The sequence below is a fragment of the Aminobacter sp. LjRoot7 genome (assembly GCF_964252895.1).
GTDB classification, from domain to species: domain Bacteria; phylum Pseudomonadota; class Alphaproteobacteria; order Rhizobiales; family Rhizobiaceae; genus Aminobacter; species Aminobacter aminovorans_B.
Window position 1 is genome coordinate 244,935 of the sequence record NZ_CAXUPX020000005.1, and the last position, 17,015, is coordinate 261,949.

At 65.6% G+C, this 17,015-nt stretch carries 21 protein-coding genes; 9 read left to right on the forward strand and 12 right to left on the reverse strand.

Features of this window, described 5'->3' with window-relative positions; genetic code table 11:
- Positions 1-8: 8 nt before the first annotated feature.
- From ACSQ3E_RS16695 to ACSQ3E_RS16715, 5 genes are all read right to left on the reverse strand, one after another.
- A complete protein-coding gene (locus ACSQ3E_RS16695) occupies positions 9-650 on the reverse strand; it encodes a GntR family transcriptional regulator (RefSeq protein WP_184769882.1) in 642 nt (213 codons plus the stop codon).
- Positions 651-743: 93 nt separating this feature from the next.
- Positions 744-2,303, reverse strand: a complete 1,560-nt coding sequence (locus tag ACSQ3E_RS16700) for a carboxylesterase/lipase family protein (RefSeq protein WP_436123564.1) — start codon at positions 2,301-2,303, stop codon at positions 744-746.
- 32 nt (positions 2,304-2,335) lie between these two features.
- Positions 2,336-3,349 (reverse strand): 2Fe-2S iron-sulfur cluster-binding protein, encoded by a 1,014-nt coding sequence (locus ACSQ3E_RS16705; RefSeq protein ID WP_436123565.1) that lies wholly within the window; start codon positions 3,347-3,349, stop codon positions 2,336-2,338.
- A 36-nt stretch (positions 3,350-3,385) separates the two neighbouring features.
- Positions 3,386-3,865 carry a GlcG/HbpS family heme-binding protein gene (locus ACSQ3E_RS16710; RefSeq protein ID WP_436123566.1) on the reverse strand — a complete coding sequence of 160 codons (480 nt, stop codon included), beginning with the start codon at positions 3,863-3,865 and terminating at the stop codon, positions 3,386-3,388.
- 89 nt (positions 3,866-3,954) lie between these two features.
- A complete protein-coding gene (locus ACSQ3E_RS16715) occupies positions 3,955-4,683 on the reverse strand; it encodes a TenA family transcriptional regulator (protein WP_067954995.1) in 729 nt (242 codons plus the stop codon).
- 223 nt (positions 4,684-4,906) lie between these two features.
- Between ACSQ3E_RS16715 and ACSQ3E_RS16720 the strand changes: the two genes are divergently transcribed.
- From ACSQ3E_RS16720 to ACSQ3E_RS16750, 7 genes are all read left to right on the forward strand, one after another.
- A complete protein-coding gene (locus ACSQ3E_RS16720; protein ID WP_310320267.1) occupies positions 4,907-5,479 on the forward strand; it encodes a sigma-70 family RNA polymerase sigma factor in 573 nt (190 codons plus the stop codon).
- Complete coding sequence (locus tag ACSQ3E_RS16725; RefSeq protein ID WP_436123567.1) at positions 5,476-6,138, forward strand: anti-sigma factor; 663 nt, start codon at positions 5,476-5,478, stop codon at positions 6,136-6,138. Before ACSQ3E_RS16720 ends, ACSQ3E_RS16725 begins: the two co-directional genes overlap by 4 nt.
- On the forward strand, positions 6,135-7,649 hold the full coding sequence (locus ACSQ3E_RS16730) for a S8 family serine peptidase (RefSeq protein WP_436123568.1): 1,515 nt from the start codon (positions 6,135-6,137) through the stop codon (positions 7,647-7,649). Before ACSQ3E_RS16725 ends, ACSQ3E_RS16730 begins: the two co-directional genes overlap by 4 nt.
- A gap of 171 nt (positions 7,650-7,820) precedes the next feature.
- Positions 7,821-8,078, forward strand: coding sequence for a hypothetical protein (locus tag ACSQ3E_RS16735; protein WP_436123569.1), 258 nt, complete (start codon positions 7,821-7,823; stop codon positions 8,076-8,078).
- A gap of 286 nt (positions 8,079-8,364) precedes the next feature.
- A complete protein-coding gene (locus ACSQ3E_RS16740) occupies positions 8,365-8,652 on the forward strand; it encodes a hypothetical protein (protein WP_436123570.1) in 288 nt (95 codons plus the stop codon).
- Between the two features lie 53 nt (positions 8,653-8,705).
- The gene (locus tag ACSQ3E_RS16745; protein WP_436123571.1) at positions 8,706-9,014 is read left to right on the forward strand and encodes a hypothetical protein; all 309 of its coding nucleotides are present in this window, start codon (positions 8,706-8,708) and stop codon (positions 9,012-9,014) included.
- A gap of 239 nt (positions 9,015-9,253) precedes the next feature.
- On the forward strand, positions 9,254-9,520 hold the full coding sequence (locus ACSQ3E_RS16750) for a YjhX family toxin (protein WP_310320278.1): 267 nt from the start codon (positions 9,254-9,256) through the stop codon (positions 9,518-9,520).
- Between the two features lie 58 nt (positions 9,521-9,578).
- Here the strand turns inward: ACSQ3E_RS16750 and ACSQ3E_RS16755 are convergent, their stop codons facing one another.
- The 7 genes from ACSQ3E_RS16755 to ACSQ3E_RS16785 all read right to left on the reverse strand — a co-directional run bounded on the left by ACSQ3E_RS16755 (position 9,579) and on the right by ACSQ3E_RS16785 (position 14,562).
- Positions 9,579-10,502 carry an ornithine cyclodeaminase family protein gene (locus ACSQ3E_RS16755; RefSeq protein WP_436123572.1) on the reverse strand — a complete coding sequence of 308 codons (924 nt, stop codon included), beginning with the start codon at positions 10,500-10,502 and terminating at the stop codon, positions 9,579-9,581.
- Positions 10,499-11,254 (reverse strand): sulfite exporter TauE/SafE family protein, encoded by a 756-nt coding sequence (locus tag ACSQ3E_RS16760; RefSeq protein WP_436123573.1) that lies wholly within the window; start codon positions 11,252-11,254, stop codon positions 10,499-10,501. Before ACSQ3E_RS16760 ends, ACSQ3E_RS16755 begins: the two co-directional genes overlap by 4 nt.
- 1 nt (position 11,255) lies before the next feature.
- Positions 11,256-12,710 (reverse strand): aldehyde dehydrogenase family protein, encoded by a 1,455-nt coding sequence (locus ACSQ3E_RS16765; protein ID WP_436123574.1) that lies wholly within the window; start codon positions 12,708-12,710, stop codon positions 11,256-11,258.
- 57 nt (positions 12,711-12,767) lie between these two features.
- Complete coding sequence (locus tag ACSQ3E_RS16770) at positions 12,768-13,061, reverse strand: 2Fe-2S iron-sulfur cluster-binding protein (RefSeq protein WP_018425848.1); 294 nt, start codon at positions 13,059-13,061, stop codon at positions 12,768-12,770.
- A 25-nt stretch (positions 13,062-13,086) separates the two neighbouring features.
- A complete protein-coding gene (locus ACSQ3E_RS16775; RefSeq protein WP_436123575.1) occupies positions 13,087-13,386 on the reverse strand; it encodes a ferredoxin in 300 nt (99 codons plus the stop codon).
- 99 nt (positions 13,387-13,485) lie between these two features.
- Positions 13,486-13,782 carry a 2Fe-2S iron-sulfur cluster-binding protein gene (locus ACSQ3E_RS16780; RefSeq protein ID WP_436123576.1) on the reverse strand — a complete coding sequence of 99 codons (297 nt, stop codon included), beginning with the start codon at positions 13,780-13,782 and terminating at the stop codon, positions 13,486-13,488.
- A gap of 21 nt (positions 13,783-13,803) precedes the next feature.
- Entirely contained in the window at positions 13,804-14,562 is a 759-nt protein-coding gene (locus tag ACSQ3E_RS16785; RefSeq protein WP_436123577.1) for a TenA family transcriptional regulator, read from the reverse strand.
- 169 nt (positions 14,563-14,731) lie between these two features.
- Here ACSQ3E_RS16785 and ACSQ3E_RS16790 point away from each other — a divergent pair, with 169 nt between their 5' ends.
- A complete protein-coding gene (locus ACSQ3E_RS16790) occupies positions 14,732-16,204 on the forward strand; it encodes a gamma-glutamyltransferase family protein (RefSeq protein ID WP_436123578.1) in 1,473 nt (490 codons plus the stop codon).
- 46 nt (positions 16,205-16,250) lie between these two features.
- A complete protein-coding gene (locus ACSQ3E_RS16795; protein WP_436123579.1) occupies positions 16,251-17,015 on the forward strand; it encodes an SDR family NAD(P)-dependent oxidoreductase in 765 nt (254 codons plus the stop codon).

Below are 17,015 nucleotides of genomic sequence, written 5' to 3' on the forward strand. Positions count from 1 at the left end.
CGCGCAGGCTATTCCTGCGGCATCTCGGCGGCGTTGTAGACGTGGCGGGCGGCCAAAAGGGCGGCGAGTTCGCTGTCGCCGGCGATCACCGCGCGCAGGATGCCGGCATGCTCTTCCCAGTTCTGGCGGCCACGGCGCTTGCTGATCGGCGCGAACAGCATGACCGTACGGTCGCGCAGCGAACGCACCATGTCCTGCAGCACAGAATTGGCGGCAACGGTCGCCAGCGCTTCGTGGAACTCGGTGTTCTGGCGCGACAACAACACCGGATCGTCAGTGTCGGCGAGCTTGGCGCCGTCGTCGAGTATACGCTGCAGGGCGGCGATCTGTTCGGGATCGTGGCGCTTGGCGGCCAGCTTGGCGTTGAGCGCTTCGAGCGTGGCGCGGACCTCGACCAGCTCGCGCTTCTGGTCTTCGCTGAACACCGTGACCGAGGCGCCGCGGCGCGGCTCGATGGTGACGATGCCTTCGGCGGCGAGTTCGCGCAGCGCCTCACGCACCGGCATGCGCGACACGCCCATCTCCTCGGAGAGGCGGCCCTCGACCAGTCTTTCGCCGACACCGATTTCGCCGCTGACGATGCGCTCGCGCAAGGCGGCGGTGATCAGCTTGGTGAGCGGAGCGTGGATTTCCCCGAGTACGACGGTCATGGTCTTACACTTCCTGTGGCAAGGGTCGAATCAACCTGCGGAAGCAACGCCTTGTGCCGGATGATATAGCGTCCGGGCTTTGGAGTACAATATTCAATCCGCGCCATCAGATATGCCCATCGCCAGCCATGAAGCGAGCCGCGCTGCGCCATGAAGCGGCCCAAACAGCATACCGTCACGCCCGATGCTCATCGCCTTCGCGTCGCCCGCTGGCAACTCGGGGTTGAGCCTTGGCCATTCAAAGGTTGGCGTTGCGGGCATGCCATCACGGACAAATGCCGCCCAGGCGGCCATCATGGCGCTGGCTGCAGCTTCGGGATCGGCGCCGATCTTGGGCGCTAGATGCGGATGGAGGTGGGTGCCGAAGACGAATGGCACGCAAGCGGCGTGCGGCGTGCCGCCGGTAACGGCGAGCGGCCAGGCGAAATCGTAGAGGAAGGCGGGCGAGCCGCGCTGCGCATGGCGGGCTGCATAGCGCCAGATCGGGGCACGGAAGACGAGGTCTGAATAGATTGCCAGCCACAGCGCATCGGAGCCGGCGTCCGGCATGGCCGCGCGATAGCCGGCGAGGATGGCCGCTGGCGAAGGCGACGGCTCGAAGGGATAGTGCAGCACGACCAAGCGCGCGAGTGCCGCGTCGAACGGCGCACCCGGTTCGGGTGGTGTCAGCGCCGACAACCTGGTGCCGTCGGGCAAAGCGAGGTCGTACCAGAACTTCGCCTCGTCGCGGGTGAAGCCGATCAGCAGCGGCACGTCGGCCATCACGCCATCATACGGCCAGGCATGCACCAGCCTGCCATCGAGTGTCGGCGCCGTGCGCGGCCGGGGGAACCGCCTGGCGAAATCGGCATCGCGCAGCAACGCGACTTCTCGACGGACGAGGTCGGCGCCATCGAGGTCGCGCAGGCCGGCGACCGAGGTGCCGAGGGCTGCAGCGACGGCCTCGGTGTATTCGGCTGCTTCGTCGAGCCCGACGAACATCGGCGGCTGGAACAAGGGCGGGCTCTGCGCGATGACGCCGCAAAACAGCTCCCTGCAGCCCGGGTTCTGGGCGATCAGCACGACGTTGGCGGCACCCGAGGACTGGCCCGCTATCGTCACCTTGCCGGGATCGCCGCCGAAGCCGGCAATACTCTCACGCACCCAGCGCAAAGACGCGATCTTGTCCTGCATGCCCCAGTTGGCGCAGGTCCCCGTGTCGGGGTCGGCAAGGTCAGGATGCGCCAGACCGCCCAACGGCCCGAGCCGGTAGGTCACCGTCACGACGACGATGCCGTGCTCGCGGGCGAGGCGAAAACCGTCGCAGGCGGCAGCACCGCCATGGCCGTTGCGGGTCGCCCCGCCGTGGAACCAGACCAGCACGGGCGCATCGCGGGCGTCGGCGGGCGCCCAGACATTCAGCGTCAGGCAGTTCTCGTCCATGCGCGCGATCGGCTCGTTGAGCCAGGTCTGGCTGCCGGCGAGATGCTGTGGCGCCGCAGGACCGATGCGGTCGGCCGGCAGTGTGCCGGTCCAGTGCGGCGCTGGCCTGGGCGAGCGCAGCCTGAAAGCGCCCACGGGTGCTGCCGCATAGGGAATGCCGAGGAAATGGTCGACGTCGCCATGCCGTCGCCCGGCGACGCGGCCGGCGGGCGTTGCGACTGAGATTTCCATGTTGCCCCCCGCCCCGCGCCCGCTGTTCGCCGCTACTCCGCCGGCACCAGCGTGTGCTGGAAATTGAAGGCGTCGGCGTAAATGAAGCCGGGATTGGCGCCGTTCTCGATGAACAGCTTTTTCGCGCTCGATATCATCTTGGGCGAACCGCACATGTAGATCGCGTGCTCGGAAAAATCGCCGATGTCCTCGGCAGCGACCTCCTGGACATAACCCTGCCGACCCGTCCAGGACGGGCTCGGCCGCGACAGCACCGGCACATACTGGAAGTCGCTCAGCCGCTCGCCCCAGGACTGGATCTCGTCATGCAAATAGAGATCCTCCTCCGACCGCATGCCCCAGTAGAGCGACACGGGCGGACAGTCGGGATCGTCCATCAGCGATTCCAGGATGCTCTTGATCGGAGCGAGCCCGGTGCCCGTCGCCACCATCACGATCGGCCGGAAATCCTCCTTGCGGCAGCAGAACAGGCCGTGCGGCAGCTCGACGTCGAGCCTGTCGCCGGGGCCGAGCCGCGTCAGCTGGCCGCCGGTGAAATGGCCGTCGCGGACGCGGCGGATGTGCAGGTCGACGGTCTTGCCATTGGGCACCGAAGCCATCGAGAAGCTGCGCTTGTTGCCGTCGTCGAGCAGCACGTTGAGATATTGCCCCGGCCGGTAGACCAGCTCCTCCGCGCCGGGAAGCGCCAGCGTCAGGTGAACGACATCGCGGCCGACATTGCGGACGGACTGGACTGTCGCGGTATACCGTTCGGGATCGGAGCACGGTTCCATCGGCCGTTCGGTCGAGATCAGCAGGTCGCTTTCGGGCCGTGCCTGGCAGGCAAGCGCGAAGCCCTCCTCCTCATCCTCAGGCGTTAGCGCCAGTGGGTACTCCTCATAGCGGACGCAGCCTTCCATCAGCCTGATACGGCAGGTGCCGCAGCCGCCCTCGGTGCAGTCATGCAGCAGCTGGACACCCTGGCGGATCGCCGCCATCAGCACGGATTCTTCCGAGGCAACAGTAAACTGGTCCTCAGTTTCGAGGACGCGCACAACATGGTCCATCCATGTCTCCACTACGGTTGGGATGCGGCGGTGCCGCTACTTCTTGATGTCGGCCTGCACCATGACCTTGTGGCCCTTGGGCTCGAGCAGCACCTGCAGTGCAGCGAGCGCCGCAACGCCACAGGCGATGTCCTGCTCACCATTCCCACCGCTCAGGCCGACGCCGCCGATCACCTCGCCATCGACGACTACGGGAAAACCACCGACGAAGGCGGCGAAGCGGCCCTCGAAGCTGAGCTGGATGCCAAAGGCCTCGTTGCCAGGCAGTGCGGGGCCGTTTGGCGGGGTGGTGAACAGATGCGTCGAGCGCTTGTGGCCAGCGGCGGTGAAAGCCTTGTTCCAGGCGATCTGCGGTCCGGTGACGCGCGCGCCGTTCATGCGTTCGAGCGCAATGGGATAGCCGCCGTCGTCGGCGATGCAGACGGTTTCGGGAACGTTGAGCTCCAGCGCCTTGGCGACCGCCGCGGCCACCATCACACGGGCTTCTTCGATTTCGAGTTTCAGGACCTGTTTCACGTCGTTATCGTCCGGCAATTGTTGGCATTTTAGGCCGCCGAGGGAACGCACGCGGCAGGCCGCCCCGCGCGCTCCCCACTGTGGCGGGATCAGGCTGCGAGCAGCTCGTCGAGCGGCAGTTCGGCCGCGACGTAGTCGTTGTAGAGAGCCGTGGTGTAGAGCAGCCGCATCTGGGCACCGACCTCGCAGATCTTGAGGCAGCGCTGCTGCATCTCGACGGTGCGGGCATGCTCGAGCACGATCTGGTAGCCGCGCTCGCCATGGATCTCGTCGGAAACGATGTGCAGGTCGAAGAACTCGACCTCCTCGTCGGTGAAGCCATACTTGTCGCGAAGTGTAGGCGTCTGCTTGCGGTAGATCGACGGCACCTGGGATTCGAGACCGACAACGAGGCCGGCAACGGCGACGATCGGGTCTTCGCGCATCGCCACCGCATAACACCAGCTCTGCAGCGCGCGGGTGGTCGGCGACATGTTGTCGGGGTCGCGCATCCTGTCGCCTGAAGTACCGCAGGCTTCGCCGAAACGCACCAGCAGATCGGTGTGGCGGTCGCCGCCGATCTCTTCCTCATACATGTTGGCGAGCAGGAAATCCTTGGCCTCGACATAGCCCTCCGGCATGCGGGCGTAGATGTAGCCGAGGTAGTCCGCGAACGGCCCGACATAGTGATAGTGGTTCTCCGCCCAGCGGGCGAGATGGTCACGGCTGAGCTTGCCACTCGCCCAGCCGACGCTGAATGGCGACTTGTTGGCGCTCTTGCCCTTGATGGCGTTTTCCAGCGCGGTGCGGAACTCGTCCGGGTTCATTGCAACGGTCATTCACTGTTCCCCTTGAGGTGTCGCCTGCAGGTCATTTTGGAATACTGTATACCAAAATGACCTGAGTGCAAGGGGTGGTAAAGGATACTCTGGGGTAGTGTGTGGCGGCGGACTGGCCATGCCGCGGAAGTTCCGCTAGCTTTCTTGCATCCGAAACATTCCGGTGAACCTTTTTGCGGCCAACAACGACCAAGCAGACAGGAGCCCGGCGGTAGCACCGGCCATGAACATCGCATCAGACCCCATGTCCGATCGTGATCTCGTGAGCCGCGTCGCAAACGGCGACCGCGCTGCTTTGCGGCTCCTGTTCACGCGGCACCACGCACGGGTCTACCGTTTCGTGGCGCGCCAGACGGGGTCGGAAGCAATGGCGGATGACGTAGCCAATGAAGTGTTTCTCGAATTGTGGCGCCAGGCGCCGAAATTCGAAGGCCGTTCGGAAGTCTCGACCTGGCTGCTCGGCATAGCGCGCTTCAAGGCGCTGTCGTCGCTGCGCAAGCGCAAGGAAGAGTGGCTCGACGACGACGATGCGGCGGCGGTACCCGACGACAACGACACGCCCGAAGTGGCGACGATGAAGCAGGACAAGGGTGCTGCCCTGCGCCGCCTTGTCGACACGCTCGCCGACGAGCATCGCACGGTCATCGACCTCGCCTATTATCATGGCAAGTCGGTCACCGAGATCGGCGAGGTGCTCGACATTCCGGTCGCCACCGTGAAGACGCGGATGTTCTATGCCCGCAAGAAGCTCGGCGAAGCCTTGAAGGCCGCCGGATATGACAGGGGCTGGCCATGAGCGCTGCCGAAAAGATGTCGCGCCGCGACGAGATCGAAACGCTGCTGCCGTTCTACCTGAACGGCACGCTCGAAGGCTCCGAACTGGCAACCGTGGAGGACTGGCTTGCCAGCGATCCGGCGGCGCCCGCGGCGCTTGAAGCCGCCGAGGCCGAATTCTCCGGCACGATGGCCTCCAACGAGGCGATCCGCCCGCCCGCCGATGCGCTGAGCCGCTTCTCCAAGCTGCTCGACGCCGAAGCCGGGCCGGTGCGCGAGCCACAGGCGCAGTCGCTTTTGTCGCGTGTCTGGGAACGCTTCATGGGCCTGCCGGTTGGCGTCGCCTGGGGAGCCGCAGCAGCATTGCTGGCACTGGTCATGGTGCAGTCGGTGCTCGAACCCGGCGGCCGCGGCAACGACGTCCAGGTCGCCGGCACCGGCGAGGACCAGAGCAAGCTGCCCTTTGCGCTGGTGACCTTCAAGCCGGACGCCAAAATGGCCGACATCGCCGGCCTGCTCGGCGACAATGGCGCCTCGATCATCGACGGCCCGACGGCCAGCGGCGTGTTCCGCATCGCCATCCCGTCCGAAACGGTCGCCGACTACGACCGCATCGTCGGCGTGATTGCGGCCGCACCCTTCGCGGACACGGTGACGGCAGGAAGGAAACCGGCTGGATGACCACGTCAGGGCGAATAGCGCAGCTTGTGCTGGCCGCGGCATTGTTCGCCGCCACGCCTGTTTTCGCCCAGACCAACGACCCCAGCCTGACGCCGCAGCAGCTCGACTGCCTCAACCAGACGACCGCGGCCGGCAATGCCAATTGCCTGCAGCCGGGCGGCCCGGCGCCTGGTGGTTCCACCCCGGGAGGTCCCTCGGGCGGCAGCGGCCTACCGGGCGCCGTCGGGCTGCCTGAGCTGATCGTCGACCTGTTTCCCAATCCCGGCGACTTTCCCGGTGTCGCCTCGGGCGGACAGCCGGCGACACCGGTGCCGACGCCCAATCCGCTGCGCGACCCCGCAGGCGGTTCCGCGCCTTCCGGCGGTGGCGGGCAGGCCGGATCTCCTCCTCCGCCGACACCTCCGGCAGCCGATGCGACACCGCCTGGCCCCGCCATCACCGCGGCGCCACGCGCCATCTCCGGCGCGTTCGTTCCCGACGAAGTGCTGGTGACGGTCGATGGTGGTGCCGCCGACGCCCAGGCATTGGCCACCGCCTATGGCCTCGAAATCCGCTCGCAGCGCCAGTCGACGCTGCTCGGCACCAGCCTGGTGCGCTTCGGCATTCCCGACGGCCGTCCGGTCGGCGTGGTGCTGGCGCAACTGGCCGGCGACGGCCGCACCAGCGAGCGCGAACCCAACCACATCTACGAACTGCAGCAGGCAGCGGCGGGCCCCAGCTTCGCCTTCCAGCGCATCTCGCTCGACGAGGCGGCGGCGAATGGCGAAAACGTCAATGTCGCGGTCATCGACACGGCAATCGACGAGACCCATCCGGCGCTCAAGGGCGTCATCGTAGAGAGCTTCGACGCCATGCCGGGCGTTGCCGTCACCGCCCGCGACCATGCCACCTCGGTCGCCGGGCTCATCGCCGGCACCGGCGACTTCAAGGGCATGGCGCCGGGTTCGAAGATTTTCCATGCCCGTGCCTTCGAAGGCGGCAAGTCGAACATGGAGATCATCCTCAACGCGCTCGACTGGGCCGCCGAGCAGAACGTCCAGATCGTCAATATGAGCTTCGTCGGGCCCAAGAACGCGCTGCTGGAGCAGGCGAGCCGCGGCGCACGGGCGCGTGGCATGATCCTCGTCGCTGCCGCCGGCAATAACGGCCCCGGCGCGCCCTACGGCTATCCCGCCGCCTACAAGGGCGTGATCGCGGTGACGGCGACCGACGCCAAGGACGCGATCATGAAGCAGGCCAATCGCGGCCCTTATGTCTACATCTCGGCGCCCGGCGTCGACCTGATGGCACCCGTCGGCGGCGGCACCGACCTCGTCACCGGCACGTCCTTTGCCGCGGCCGTCGTCAGTGGCGCGATCGCCAACCTTTTGCACGCCGAGCCGAAGCGCAGCGCCGACTCGATCGAAAAGGCACTGGCCAGCACCGCAACCGACCTCGGCGACAAGGGCCGCGACACAGATTTCGGTTTCGGGCTGATCAACACCAAGGCGGCGGAAGCGGCGAAGGAATAGGCATAGCCCCGTCGACATAGAGTTGCGCGACGCCGGTGAGGCTCCGTTGAGACTCACCTCGCGCTGAAATGCTTCGCCTGCTTGATGGTTGCTCAGTATTTCCGGCATCGTTCTGACGAACTACTGCGTTCATCATGAACCTCATCGCCAGTTGCAGGCGATAGTCAAGCGATGTACATGATTATCTCCATGCGCAACGCTTCTCTTTTCGCAGCAGCCAGCCTTGGATGCTTCATCATTGCCGCCATGACCCTGCTGTCGCCAGAGGTTAAGGCCACCAATTCTCAGGCGTCGGTCGAAGCGGCTCAGTGTACCAGCTTGCTCAATAGCTACCACGACAGCGGCACGAAACCCGCATACGGCACGCCGGAGTACAAGCGCTACGCCGAATGCTATCTCATCGTCTGCGGAGCCCAGCTGGGCTGGTGATCGTGTCGCTACGCCGCTAGTGGCTACGACAAGGCGGGATGTAGATCACGCAACAATCGCTAATATAGCCTATTCTAAATAATACTAAGCATGAGATCGCTCTGCACTTACGCAACCTGTTGCGCTATCTTATTTTCAACTGACAGTTGACGAACGCACCTGACCTGTTGCAGTAGGCGACTTGTTCTGACCATTTGCTTCAATCAATTTTCACGTCTGGGCGCACGACATGATCCGTAAGATAAGCTTGCTTGGCCTCTCCGCAATTGTTGCGGGCTGCACGACCATGTCACAAGGAGAATACAAGACAGCGCAGACCGCGCTCAGCGGCAGCCCGTCGCTCAAGCGCGAGATCATGGCAAGCTGCGTCAAGGACGAGAACGCACGCTCCGCCAAGGACAAGGCCGAAATGGCAGCGGTGTTCAATATCAACCCGGCCAACTACGCGCAGACCTTCTGCAGGCGCATGATCAACGGCATGGCCAGCAACCGCATTACCTACCAGGACTATCGCAACCTCGACTCCACCACAGCCGACAACAGCAAGCTGATCCGCGTGCTGCAGGGCCGCTGAGCCACGGCAGATTTCCTAACGTGCGCCCGCCGTCACAGGAGACTTGACCAGCAATGCGCAGGACAGTTCTTACACTCTTGCTGTTGGCGCCCCTTCCCGTGCAGGCGTCCTCCAACAACCACAGCCCGGACCAGCTTTGCCACCTTCGCGGGTCGTGGGCAGCAACCGTCATGTCCGCGCGACAGGCAGGCATTCCCTTGAGCAGCCAGTTGCACCTGGAAAACGCGCCCGGCGCCGGCACGCGGGATGAAATCCTGGCGGCTTATGAGCATCCACGGTTTTCGACAGCCCCAATGCAGCAGCGCGCTGTCGAGGACTATCGCAACGAAGTCGAACTGCGTTGCTTCAAGAACCAGCAGTAGACGGACCGTCCTGCCTCATAGAATAGCTGGCATCGCAATGCTTGGCGTCGTGCCTTGAGCCTGCCGCAATCGGACCTATAGCTCCGCGCCATCATGACCTGTTCTTTTGAGTCCCGCTAAAGCCCCGCTTCACGCTTCGCGTGGACCGGGGCCGTGTTCAGCCAAACCGGTGAGCCTTCGGCTCGCCCAGGTGGATGACGCCCGGTGCCTTGGCGCCGGGACTGCGGACTCACAACATCATGAACATCTCGAAGAAGGAGCGCAAAGCGCTCGAACTGCTGTCGTTTGGCGGCACCATCATCCTTGAAAAGGACTCCAGGAACCGACCGCTGGAAGCCTCGTTCGTCACCCGGGAAGGCTGGTCTCTCGAAGGCGCCGGCCTCGCCGAATTCAAGGTGCTGAAGGCGAAGCGGCTGGTGGTCTCCCGCAACGGCGGCAACTACACCATCTCAAGGGAAGGCGTGGTCAGCCTGCAGCAGGCGCGACAGGCCGCGAAGAAGGGATAGCCCCATCAGATGCCGGGGCCGGCAATCGCCGGTTCCGGCATTTGCGGGCAATCGCCGATCAGTCCAGGCCGACGATCCGCCGGTAGGCCAGTCCTGCCAGCGCGATGTCCTGCAAGCCGACGCCGACCGACTTGTAGATGATGATCTCGTCGTTTGAGGTGCGGCCGCGCGCCTTGCCGGCGAGGATCTCGCCGAGCTCGACGATCTTGTCCGAAGTGAGCGCCGCGGGATCGGCGAGCACGAGATCGCCTGCCTCGCGCAAACTCTGTTCGCGCCATTCGACTGTCACAAGCGAGGCCCGCGCCATCGCCCGGTCGTCGAGCTCGCGGGTGTTGGGCAGGCTCGAACCGACGGCAGCAATGAAGCAGCCAGGCTTGAGCAAATCGCCCGAAAACAGCGCGGTCGGCGCGCGCGAGGCGGTGACGATCATGTCGGCCTCCGCGGCCGCCTGTTCGGCCGTGGCCAGTCGCGTGGGGATGCCGCAGGCGGCTTCCAGCTCGGCCGCAAGGGCTGGATCGGACGAGCGGCTGACCAGCAGCACGCGCTTGAGCGGAAAGGCTTCGGCCATCTGCACGGCATGCGCCCGGCCGAGCGGGCCGGAGCCGAAGACGGCCAGCGTCGACGCCTCGGGGCGGGCAAGGCGCTGGGCTGATATGACCGAGCAGCCGGCGGTGCGGAGCCTGGTGATGGCGCCGGCATCGAAGGTGGCGAGCGCGCGGCCGTCGACCGACGAGAACAGCAGGATGATGAAGGAGAACTGGCCCTTGATGGTGGTGTAGACCTTGGCGCCAACCACCTCCTGGCCGGGGATCACCGCGCCCAGGGTCGACAGCTTGACGCCGCCGGCCTCGCTGCGAATGCGCGCCTGCATCGACGCTTCCTCGCGGCCGAAGCGCAGGAAGGCGTCGGCCAGCGCCTCGCGCGCGTCGGCGGCGGAGACGGCGGCCTCGACCAGTTCGTCCGTGATGTGGGGCAGACTCATTGGACAAGCGTCCTTGCGAGGATGCCGAGCGCGCCGAGGCCGGACATGGTGAGCAGAAGCAAACGGACGCCGCGCGGCGAAAAATAGCGGTGGAACCGGCCGGAGACGAAGAAGCCGCCGAGCATCAGCGGAAACAGCAGGATGCCGAGCCAGAGCTGCGGCAGGGTGAAACGGTCGACATAGGCCAGCATCAGCAGCGACAGGATGGCGCCGGCGAAGAAGACGCAGCTGATGGTCGCCCGCATCTGGCGCGGTGGCACATATTGCATGACGATGGCGAAGGGCGGTGCGCCCGACGAGGTGATGGTGCCCATCAGCCCGGAGGCAAGTCCGGCGATTGCCATGTTGGGGTGCGATGCCCTGACCTTCCAGCCGGCGAAGCTCAGGCCGACGCCGGCGAGGATCAAGAGCGCAAAGACGATCGAAAACGCATTGGTCGGCAAGGCGGCGAGCGTGGCGCCGGCAACCAGCGTGCCGCCGGCGCGGCCGGCCATCAACGTCGTCACGCTCGGCCAGTCGACGGCGTCGAAGTCGCGGAGAAGGCCAAGCAGCGCAAGGCCAGCGCCGAGCACGAGCAACGGCCCGGGCGCCATCTCGGGGAAAAACAGCACCGCGAGCGGCGCCGAGACCATGGCAAAGCCTAGGCCGCCTATGCCCTGAAGAAGTGCTGCTACAAAAACCATGGCGCCCATGCCGAACAGATGTCCCGGCACGAAGTCGCCGGGCATCAGCTCAGTCAGGGACTGGAGCATGTCAGGCCCCAAGATAGATGCTCTTGATGCGGCTGTAGAAGTCCATGACGTTGGCGCCACCCTGCTCCTTGGCCGCCTGGTTGCTCGAATGCTTGAGGCCGCCGAACGGTGCGTTGAGCGAGACACCCGTGGTCGGGCTGTTGACCTTGACGATGCCGTGCTGGGTCTCGCGAGCGAAGCGCAGCACCGATGGCAGGTCGCCCGTCACCAGCGAGACGGCGAGGCCGTATTCGGTGTCGTCGGCAAGCCTGATCGCCTCGTCGAGGCTGTCGATGGGACGGATGGCAACGACCGGCCCAAAGATCTCCTCGCGCCACAGGCGGCTGTCATCTGGCAGGTCGGAAACGACAGCTGGCCGGACGAAATAGCCATGCGCCAGGCTCGAGTCGGCCTCGCGCAGCGCATCGCCGCCGACGACGCGGCCGCCCTCCTCGCGGGCGATGCCGACATAGGCCAAGACCTTGTCATATTGCGCGCGGGTGGCGAGCGGGCCCATCTGCACGCCTTCTGCCGTACCCGGGCCGACCTTGATGCTTGCTGCGGATTTTTCGAGCCGCGCCACGAGCTCAGCATAGAGCGGGCGGGCGACGAGCACGCGGCTGGTGCCGGTGCAGGCCTGTCCCGTCAGTCCGAAGGCGCCGCGCTCGATGGTGGCGACGGCCTTGTCGATGCTTGCGTCGGCCAGAACGACAGTCGCGTTCTTGCCGCCCATTTCGAGCTGGACGCGGGTGTCGGTGGAAAGCGACGCGGCGATCTGTTTGCCGACCGTGTAAGAGCCGGTGAAGGTGAGCGCGTCGACGCCCGGCTGCGCAGTGATCGCCTGGCCGACCTTGGCGCCCTTGCCCTGGACGAGCGCGACAAGTTTCGGCGGCAGGCCAGCCTCAAGCAGCACCTCGACGAGGCGCTGGCCCATCAGCGGCGTGATTTCGGACGGCTTGAACACGACGCCATTGCCGGCGGCGAGTGCCGGGCCAAGCTTGCGCGCGGCCATCGACAGCGGGAAGTTCCACGGCGTGACGACGGCGACCACGCCGACAGGCTGGCGCACGGAGAGTACCAGCTGGCCACTCTCGCTCGGATAGGTCTCACCATTTAGGCGCAGCGCCTCGCCGGCATAGAGGCGGAAATTGGCGGCGATGCGCCTGGCCTCGTTGCGCGCCTCGGTCAGCGTCTTGCCTTCCTCGCGGGTCAATTCGGAGGCAATCTCGTCGGCGCGTCGGGCCATGATGTCGGCAGTTTTAAACAGCACGTCGGCGCGCACCTCGGGCGACTGGGCCGCCCAGGCCGGCCAGGCCGCTGAAACGCCCGCCACGGCGGCGGCAACATCTGCGGCATCGGAATCCGGGAACAGGCCGATGAGATCGCGCTCGTCGGCGGGATTGCGGTCCTCGAAGGTGGCGCCTGAAAAAGCGGGCTGCCACTCGCCGGCGATGTAGTTCAGGTGTCGCTCAGTCATTAGTAGTTTGCTTTCGGGGTCGTTCTACTTCGGGAATGCGCCTCGGCGCGTCGTGCTTCAGCGTCCTTTGGGCACCCAGGAGACGGCGACGTCGCCGAGCACGAAGGTCTGGCAGGCCATGCGGAAGCCGGCGGCGAGATCGTCGGCAGTCAGGTGGTTGCGTTCCTTGGGCTTGACGGCATCGGTGTTCTCGATGCCGGTCTCGATGCGGCACTTGCAGGTGCCGCACAGCCCGCCGCCGCACTTGAAGGGGATGCCCCCCTTCTCGCGCAGCGACACGCGCAGCAGATTGCTGTTTTCGGGCGCGGACACCTGCTTGTTGTCGTTGGTGATGAAGGTGATGTTGATCATCGGCGCGCTCGATGCTGTTGGCCGGTCAGACCAGCTTGAGCTGGATGTCCATGCTGCCGTAGGTGGTCAGCGTCTTGAGCTCGTGGCGGGCGTCCTCGACCGAGTCGAATTTCTCGAACAGCTTGCACGGCACGTTGTTTTCGATCTGCGGCGGCTCGTCCTCGACGATGCGGATGCGCGTCTGGTCCTGGTCGGTCAGCTTGGCGATGGTGAAGCTGGCGCGCTTGCGGCCGTAGAAGATGTAGTCGTAGGTCTCGACCGGCTGCACGCCGGGGCTCATCTCGGTCCGGAACTCGCCCGGCTTGGTCGTCAGAACCACATACATTTGTCCACCTCATGCTGATTGCTGGTCACGCCGACACCACCGAAGCGTTGCCGGCAAGATTGCTTGGGAAGTGCCCCGCCTTCCGGCGCGGCGGGGGCGCTAGGCCTGCTCCGTCACCTTTTCCTGGCGAAGCTCGATGTCGTTTTTGATCCACAGCTGGCAGACGAGCCTAAAACCCTCGTCGATCTTGTCGCCGAGCTGCTTTTTCTCTTTCCAGTTGGGCGGCGGCAGATGCTCGGCACCAGCGAGGATACGGCTGGCGCAGGTGCCGCATTTTCCCATGCCGCATTTGTAGGCGAGGTGCGGATAGGGAAACTGCTTGATGCCGGCGCGGACGACGAGGTTGGTGTCCTCCTTGACCTCACCTGAGAAGGCCTCACCCTTGCTATGGATCACGACTGTCGGCATGTGCGTGCCTCAAACCCCGCCTATACCGTCGAGCTCGGGCTCCATGGGGGCTATACGGCCGAGCTTCACATCCTCGGCGACGTAGTCGTTGTAGAGCGCCGTGGTGTAGAGCAGGCGCATCTGGGCGCCGACTTCGCAGATCTTGAGGCAACGCTCCTGCATCTCGACGGTGCGGGCGTGCTCAAGCACGATCTGGTAGCCGCGCTCGCCATGGATCTCGTCGGAAACGATGTGCAGGTCGAAGAATTCGACTTCCTCGTCGGTGAAGCCGTAGCTGTCGCGCAAGGTCGGCGTCTGCTTGCGGTAGATCGACGGCACCTGGGATTCGAGGCCGACGACGAGGCCGGCAACCGCGACGATCGGGTCCTCGCGCATGGCCACCGCATAGCACCAGCTCTGCAGGCCGCGCGTCGTCGGCGACATGTTCTCCGGATCGGTCATGCGCACGCGGCTGGTGCCACAAGCCTCGCCGAAGCGGATCAGAAGATCGGTGTGGCGGTCGCCGCCGATCTCTTCCTCATACATGTTGGCGAGCAGGAAATCCTTGGCCTCGACATATTGCTCGGGCATGCGGGAGTAGATGTAGCCGAGGTAGTCCGCGAACGGCCCGACATAGTGGTAGTGGTTCTCGGCCCAGCGCGAGAGATGGTCGCGGCTGAGCTTGCCGCTGGCCCAGGCGAGGCTGAAGGGCGACTTGTTGGCGCTCTTGCCCTTGATGGCGTTTTCCAGCGCGGTGCGAAATTCATCCGGGTTCATCGGCTTGGTCATGCGGTTCCCCTGTCGTCGATGTGTCAAACTCGATTTAGAATACTGTATACCAAATTGACATCGACGCAAGCCGCATTCTACTGTCGTATCAGTGATCGCGGCTGACACACGCATACAGTATGTTGCAGAGGCGATGATCAAAGGCCTGAAACAGGTTAGGACAATGGCGATGGACAGCTCCGAAACACACGGCAACGCAGGCGTTCGCGGCACCACCGCGATGGTGGCGACCGGGCACCCGCTCGCCGCTCGCGCCGCGCAGGACATGCTGGCTGCCGGCGGCTCCGCGGTCGACGCGGCGATTGCGGCGGATACGATCCTCGGCGTGGTCGAGCCGATGGCGACGGGCATTGGCGGCGACCTCCTGGCGATGCTTGTCGAGCCGGATGGCCATGCCATCAGCTACAACGGCACCGGGCGCTCGCCGGCCGCATTGTCGGTCGAGGCGATAGCGAAGCTGCCAAACCAACGCATCCCCGAACGGCACGGGTTGGCGGTCACCGTGCCCGGCGCGGTGCGCGGCTGGTTCGACCTGCACGCCCGCTTCGGCCGCCTGCCCTTTGCCCAGTTGCTGGCTCCGGCAATCGCGCTCGCCACGGACGGCTTTGCGGTCCTGCCGATCACCGCGCGCGAATGGGCGGTGTTCGAGCCGGTGATCAAGCTCGATCCGATCACGGCCAAGCTCTATCGCGCCGGCAGCACGCCGTGCGCGGGCGAGCGCTTCGCCAATCCCGAGCTGGCGGCGGTGCTGCGGACGATCGCGGCCGACGGCCCCGACGCCTTCTACCTCGGCGCCCCGGCCCGGCAGGCAGCGGCGGCGACCCAGGCCAAGGGCGGCTTGCTGACGGCAGAGGACTTCGCCAGCCATCGCGGCGATTTCGTCCTGCCGCTCGAACGTAAGTTCCGTGGCCTGACAGTGCTCGAATGTCCGCCCAACACCCACGGCGTTGCCGTGCTCGACGCGCTGGAGGAGCTCGATGCCTTGCCGCTCGACCGCGACGATCCGGCGGCCACCCTGGCCATGGTCGAAGCCGTCGGGCGCGCCATGGCAAAGGCCAAGAAGACCGTCGCCGATCCCTCGGGCAATACCGTCTGCACCGTGGTCGTCGACAAAGACGGCCTCGCGGTGACGCTGATGAGCAGCATCTTCAAGCGCTTCGGCTCCGGCATCGCCGTGCCTGGCGACGGCTTCGTGCTGCAGAACCGGGGCTTGGGCTTTTCCGAACCCGGCCACATCAACGGGCCGGGACCGTCGAAGCGCCCCTATCACACGGTAATCCCGGCAGCGGCGCTCAAGGACGGCCGGTTCCATGCCGGCTTCGGCGTCGTCGGCGGCGCGATGCAGCCGCAAGGCCATGTCCAGATGATGGTCCGCCTCGCCGCCTGGGGCGAGAAGCTGCAGCCGGCCATCGACGAACCGCGCTGGCGGCTAGAGGGCGACATGGCGCTGGCGATCGAGCCGGGCACGCCGGAAGCCATCATCAGGACGCTGCGCAATGCCGGCTACAGTGATCCGGAAGGTGCCGGCGAACTGGCCGGCCGCAGCGATTTCGGCGGCGCGCAGTTCGTCGTGCGCGACGAAGACGGCAGCCTGCTCGGCGGCTCGGACAAGCGCAAGGACGGCGTGGCCCTAGGCGCCTGAGCCGGGCGCCTGCAACATCACTCTCAACAGCTTCGAGGACAGAGACTTGACCACACCATTCGATCGCATCGTGCTCATCACCGGTGCCGGCAGCGGCATCGGCGCCGAAACCGCCCGCCGGCTTGCCGCGCCGGGAACCGGGCTCGTGCTGCACACGCGCAAAAACGCCGAAGGGCTGAAGAGCGTCGCCGAGACCTGCCAGGCATCGGGCGCCATAACCGAGATCGTGCTCGGCGACCTCGCCGATCCTGACGTGCCCGCGGCGATGGTCGCTGCCGCCCGCGCCCGCTTCGGCCGCGTCGACCAGATCGTTTCCAACGCCGCCCAGGCGACACGCTCGACGCTCGGCGAGGTCAGGCCGGAAGACCTGGCGCAGGCGTTCGAGACGATGCCAACCGCGCTGCTGCGTCTCGTCAATGCGGCGATGGCCGACCTCGTCGCCTCGGCCTGCGGGCGCGTGGTGGTGGTCAGCTCCTTCGTCGCCCACATCTTCGGTACCGCCGAGATCCATTTCCCGGCAACGTCGGCCGCCAAGGGCGCGCTCGAGGCGCTGGCGAAATCGATGGCCGTGCAGCTCGCGCCGAAGGGCGTGACCGTCAACTGCGTTGTACCCGGCTTCACCCGCAAGGATCCGACGGGCCATTTCGCCGCGACGACCTCGGCGCTCGAAAAGGCCATCGCCGTCACCCCGACAGGGCGGCTGACCGAGCCAGCCGACGTGGCGGCGGCGATCCTGTTCCTGCTGTCGCATGACGCCAGGCAGATCACCGGCCAGTCGCTGCATGTCGACGGCGGGCTGACGCTGCCGTGA

What these genes read in the sequence shown, in the direction of transcription:
- ACSQ3E_RS16695 (WP_184769882.1), bottom strand. Translation starts at nt 650, where the DNA reads ATGACCGTCGTACTCGGGGAAATCCACGCTCCGCTCACCAAGCTGATC.
- ACSQ3E_RS16700 (WP_436123564.1), bottom strand. Translation starts at nt 2,303, where the DNA reads ATGGAAATCTCAGTCGCAACGCCCGCCGGCCGCGTCGCCGGGCGACGG.
- ACSQ3E_RS16705 (WP_436123565.1), bottom strand. Translation starts at nt 3,349, where the DNA reads ATGGACCATGTTGTGCGCGTCCTCGAAACTGAGGACCAGTTTACTGTT.
- ACSQ3E_RS16715 (WP_067954995.1), bottom strand. Translation starts at nt 4,683, where the DNA reads ATGACCGTTGCAATGAACCCGGACGAGTTCCGCACCGCGCTGGAAAAC.
- ACSQ3E_RS16720 (WP_310320267.1), top strand. Translation starts at nt 4,907, where the DNA reads ATGAACATCGCATCAGACCCCATGTCCGATCGTGATCTCGTGAGCCGC.
- ACSQ3E_RS16725 (WP_436123567.1), top strand. Translation starts at nt 5,476, where the DNA reads ATGAGCGCTGCCGAAAAGATGTCGCGCCGCGACGAGATCGAAACGCTG.
- ACSQ3E_RS16730 (WP_436123568.1), top strand. Translation starts at nt 6,135, where the DNA reads ATGACCACGTCAGGGCGAATAGCGCAGCTTGTGCTGGCCGCGGCATTG.
- ACSQ3E_RS16735 (WP_436123569.1), top strand. Translation starts at nt 7,821, where the DNA reads ATGTACATGATTATCTCCATGCGCAACGCTTCTCTTTTCGCAGCAGCC.
- ACSQ3E_RS16740 (WP_436123570.1), top strand. Translation starts at nt 8,365, where the DNA reads ATGTCACAAGGAGAATACAAGACAGCGCAGACCGCGCTCAGCGGCAGC.
- ACSQ3E_RS16745 (WP_436123571.1), top strand. Translation starts at nt 8,706, where the DNA reads ATGCGCAGGACAGTTCTTACACTCTTGCTGTTGGCGCCCCTTCCCGTG.
- ACSQ3E_RS16750 (WP_310320278.1), top strand. Translation starts at nt 9,254, where the DNA reads ATGAACATCTCGAAGAAGGAGCGCAAAGCGCTCGAACTGCTGTCGTTT.
- ACSQ3E_RS16755 (WP_436123572.1), bottom strand. Translation starts at nt 10,502, where the DNA reads ATGAGTCTGCCCCACATCACGGACGAACTGGTCGAGGCCGCCGTCTCC.
- ACSQ3E_RS16760 (WP_436123573.1), bottom strand. Translation starts at nt 11,254, where the DNA reads ATGCTCCAGTCCCTGACTGAGCTGATGCCCGGCGACTTCGTGCCGGGA.
- ACSQ3E_RS16765 (WP_436123574.1), bottom strand. Translation starts at nt 12,710, where the DNA reads ATGACTGAGCGACACCTGAACTACATCGCCGGCGAGTGGCAGCCCGCT.
- ACSQ3E_RS16770 (WP_018425848.1), bottom strand. Translation starts at nt 13,061, where the DNA reads ATGATCAACATCACCTTCATCACCAACGACAACAAGCAGGTGTCCGCG.
- ACSQ3E_RS16775 (WP_436123575.1), bottom strand. Translation starts at nt 13,386, where the DNA reads ATGTATGTGGTTCTGACGACCAAGCCGGGCGAGTTCCGGACCGAGATG.
- ACSQ3E_RS16785 (WP_436123577.1), bottom strand. Translation starts at nt 14,562, where the DNA reads ATGACCAAGCCGATGAACCCGGATGAATTTCGCACCGCGCTGGAAAAC.
- ACSQ3E_RS16790 (WP_436123578.1), top strand. Translation starts at nt 14,732, where the DNA reads ATGGACAGCTCCGAAACACACGGCAACGCAGGCGTTCGCGGCACCACC.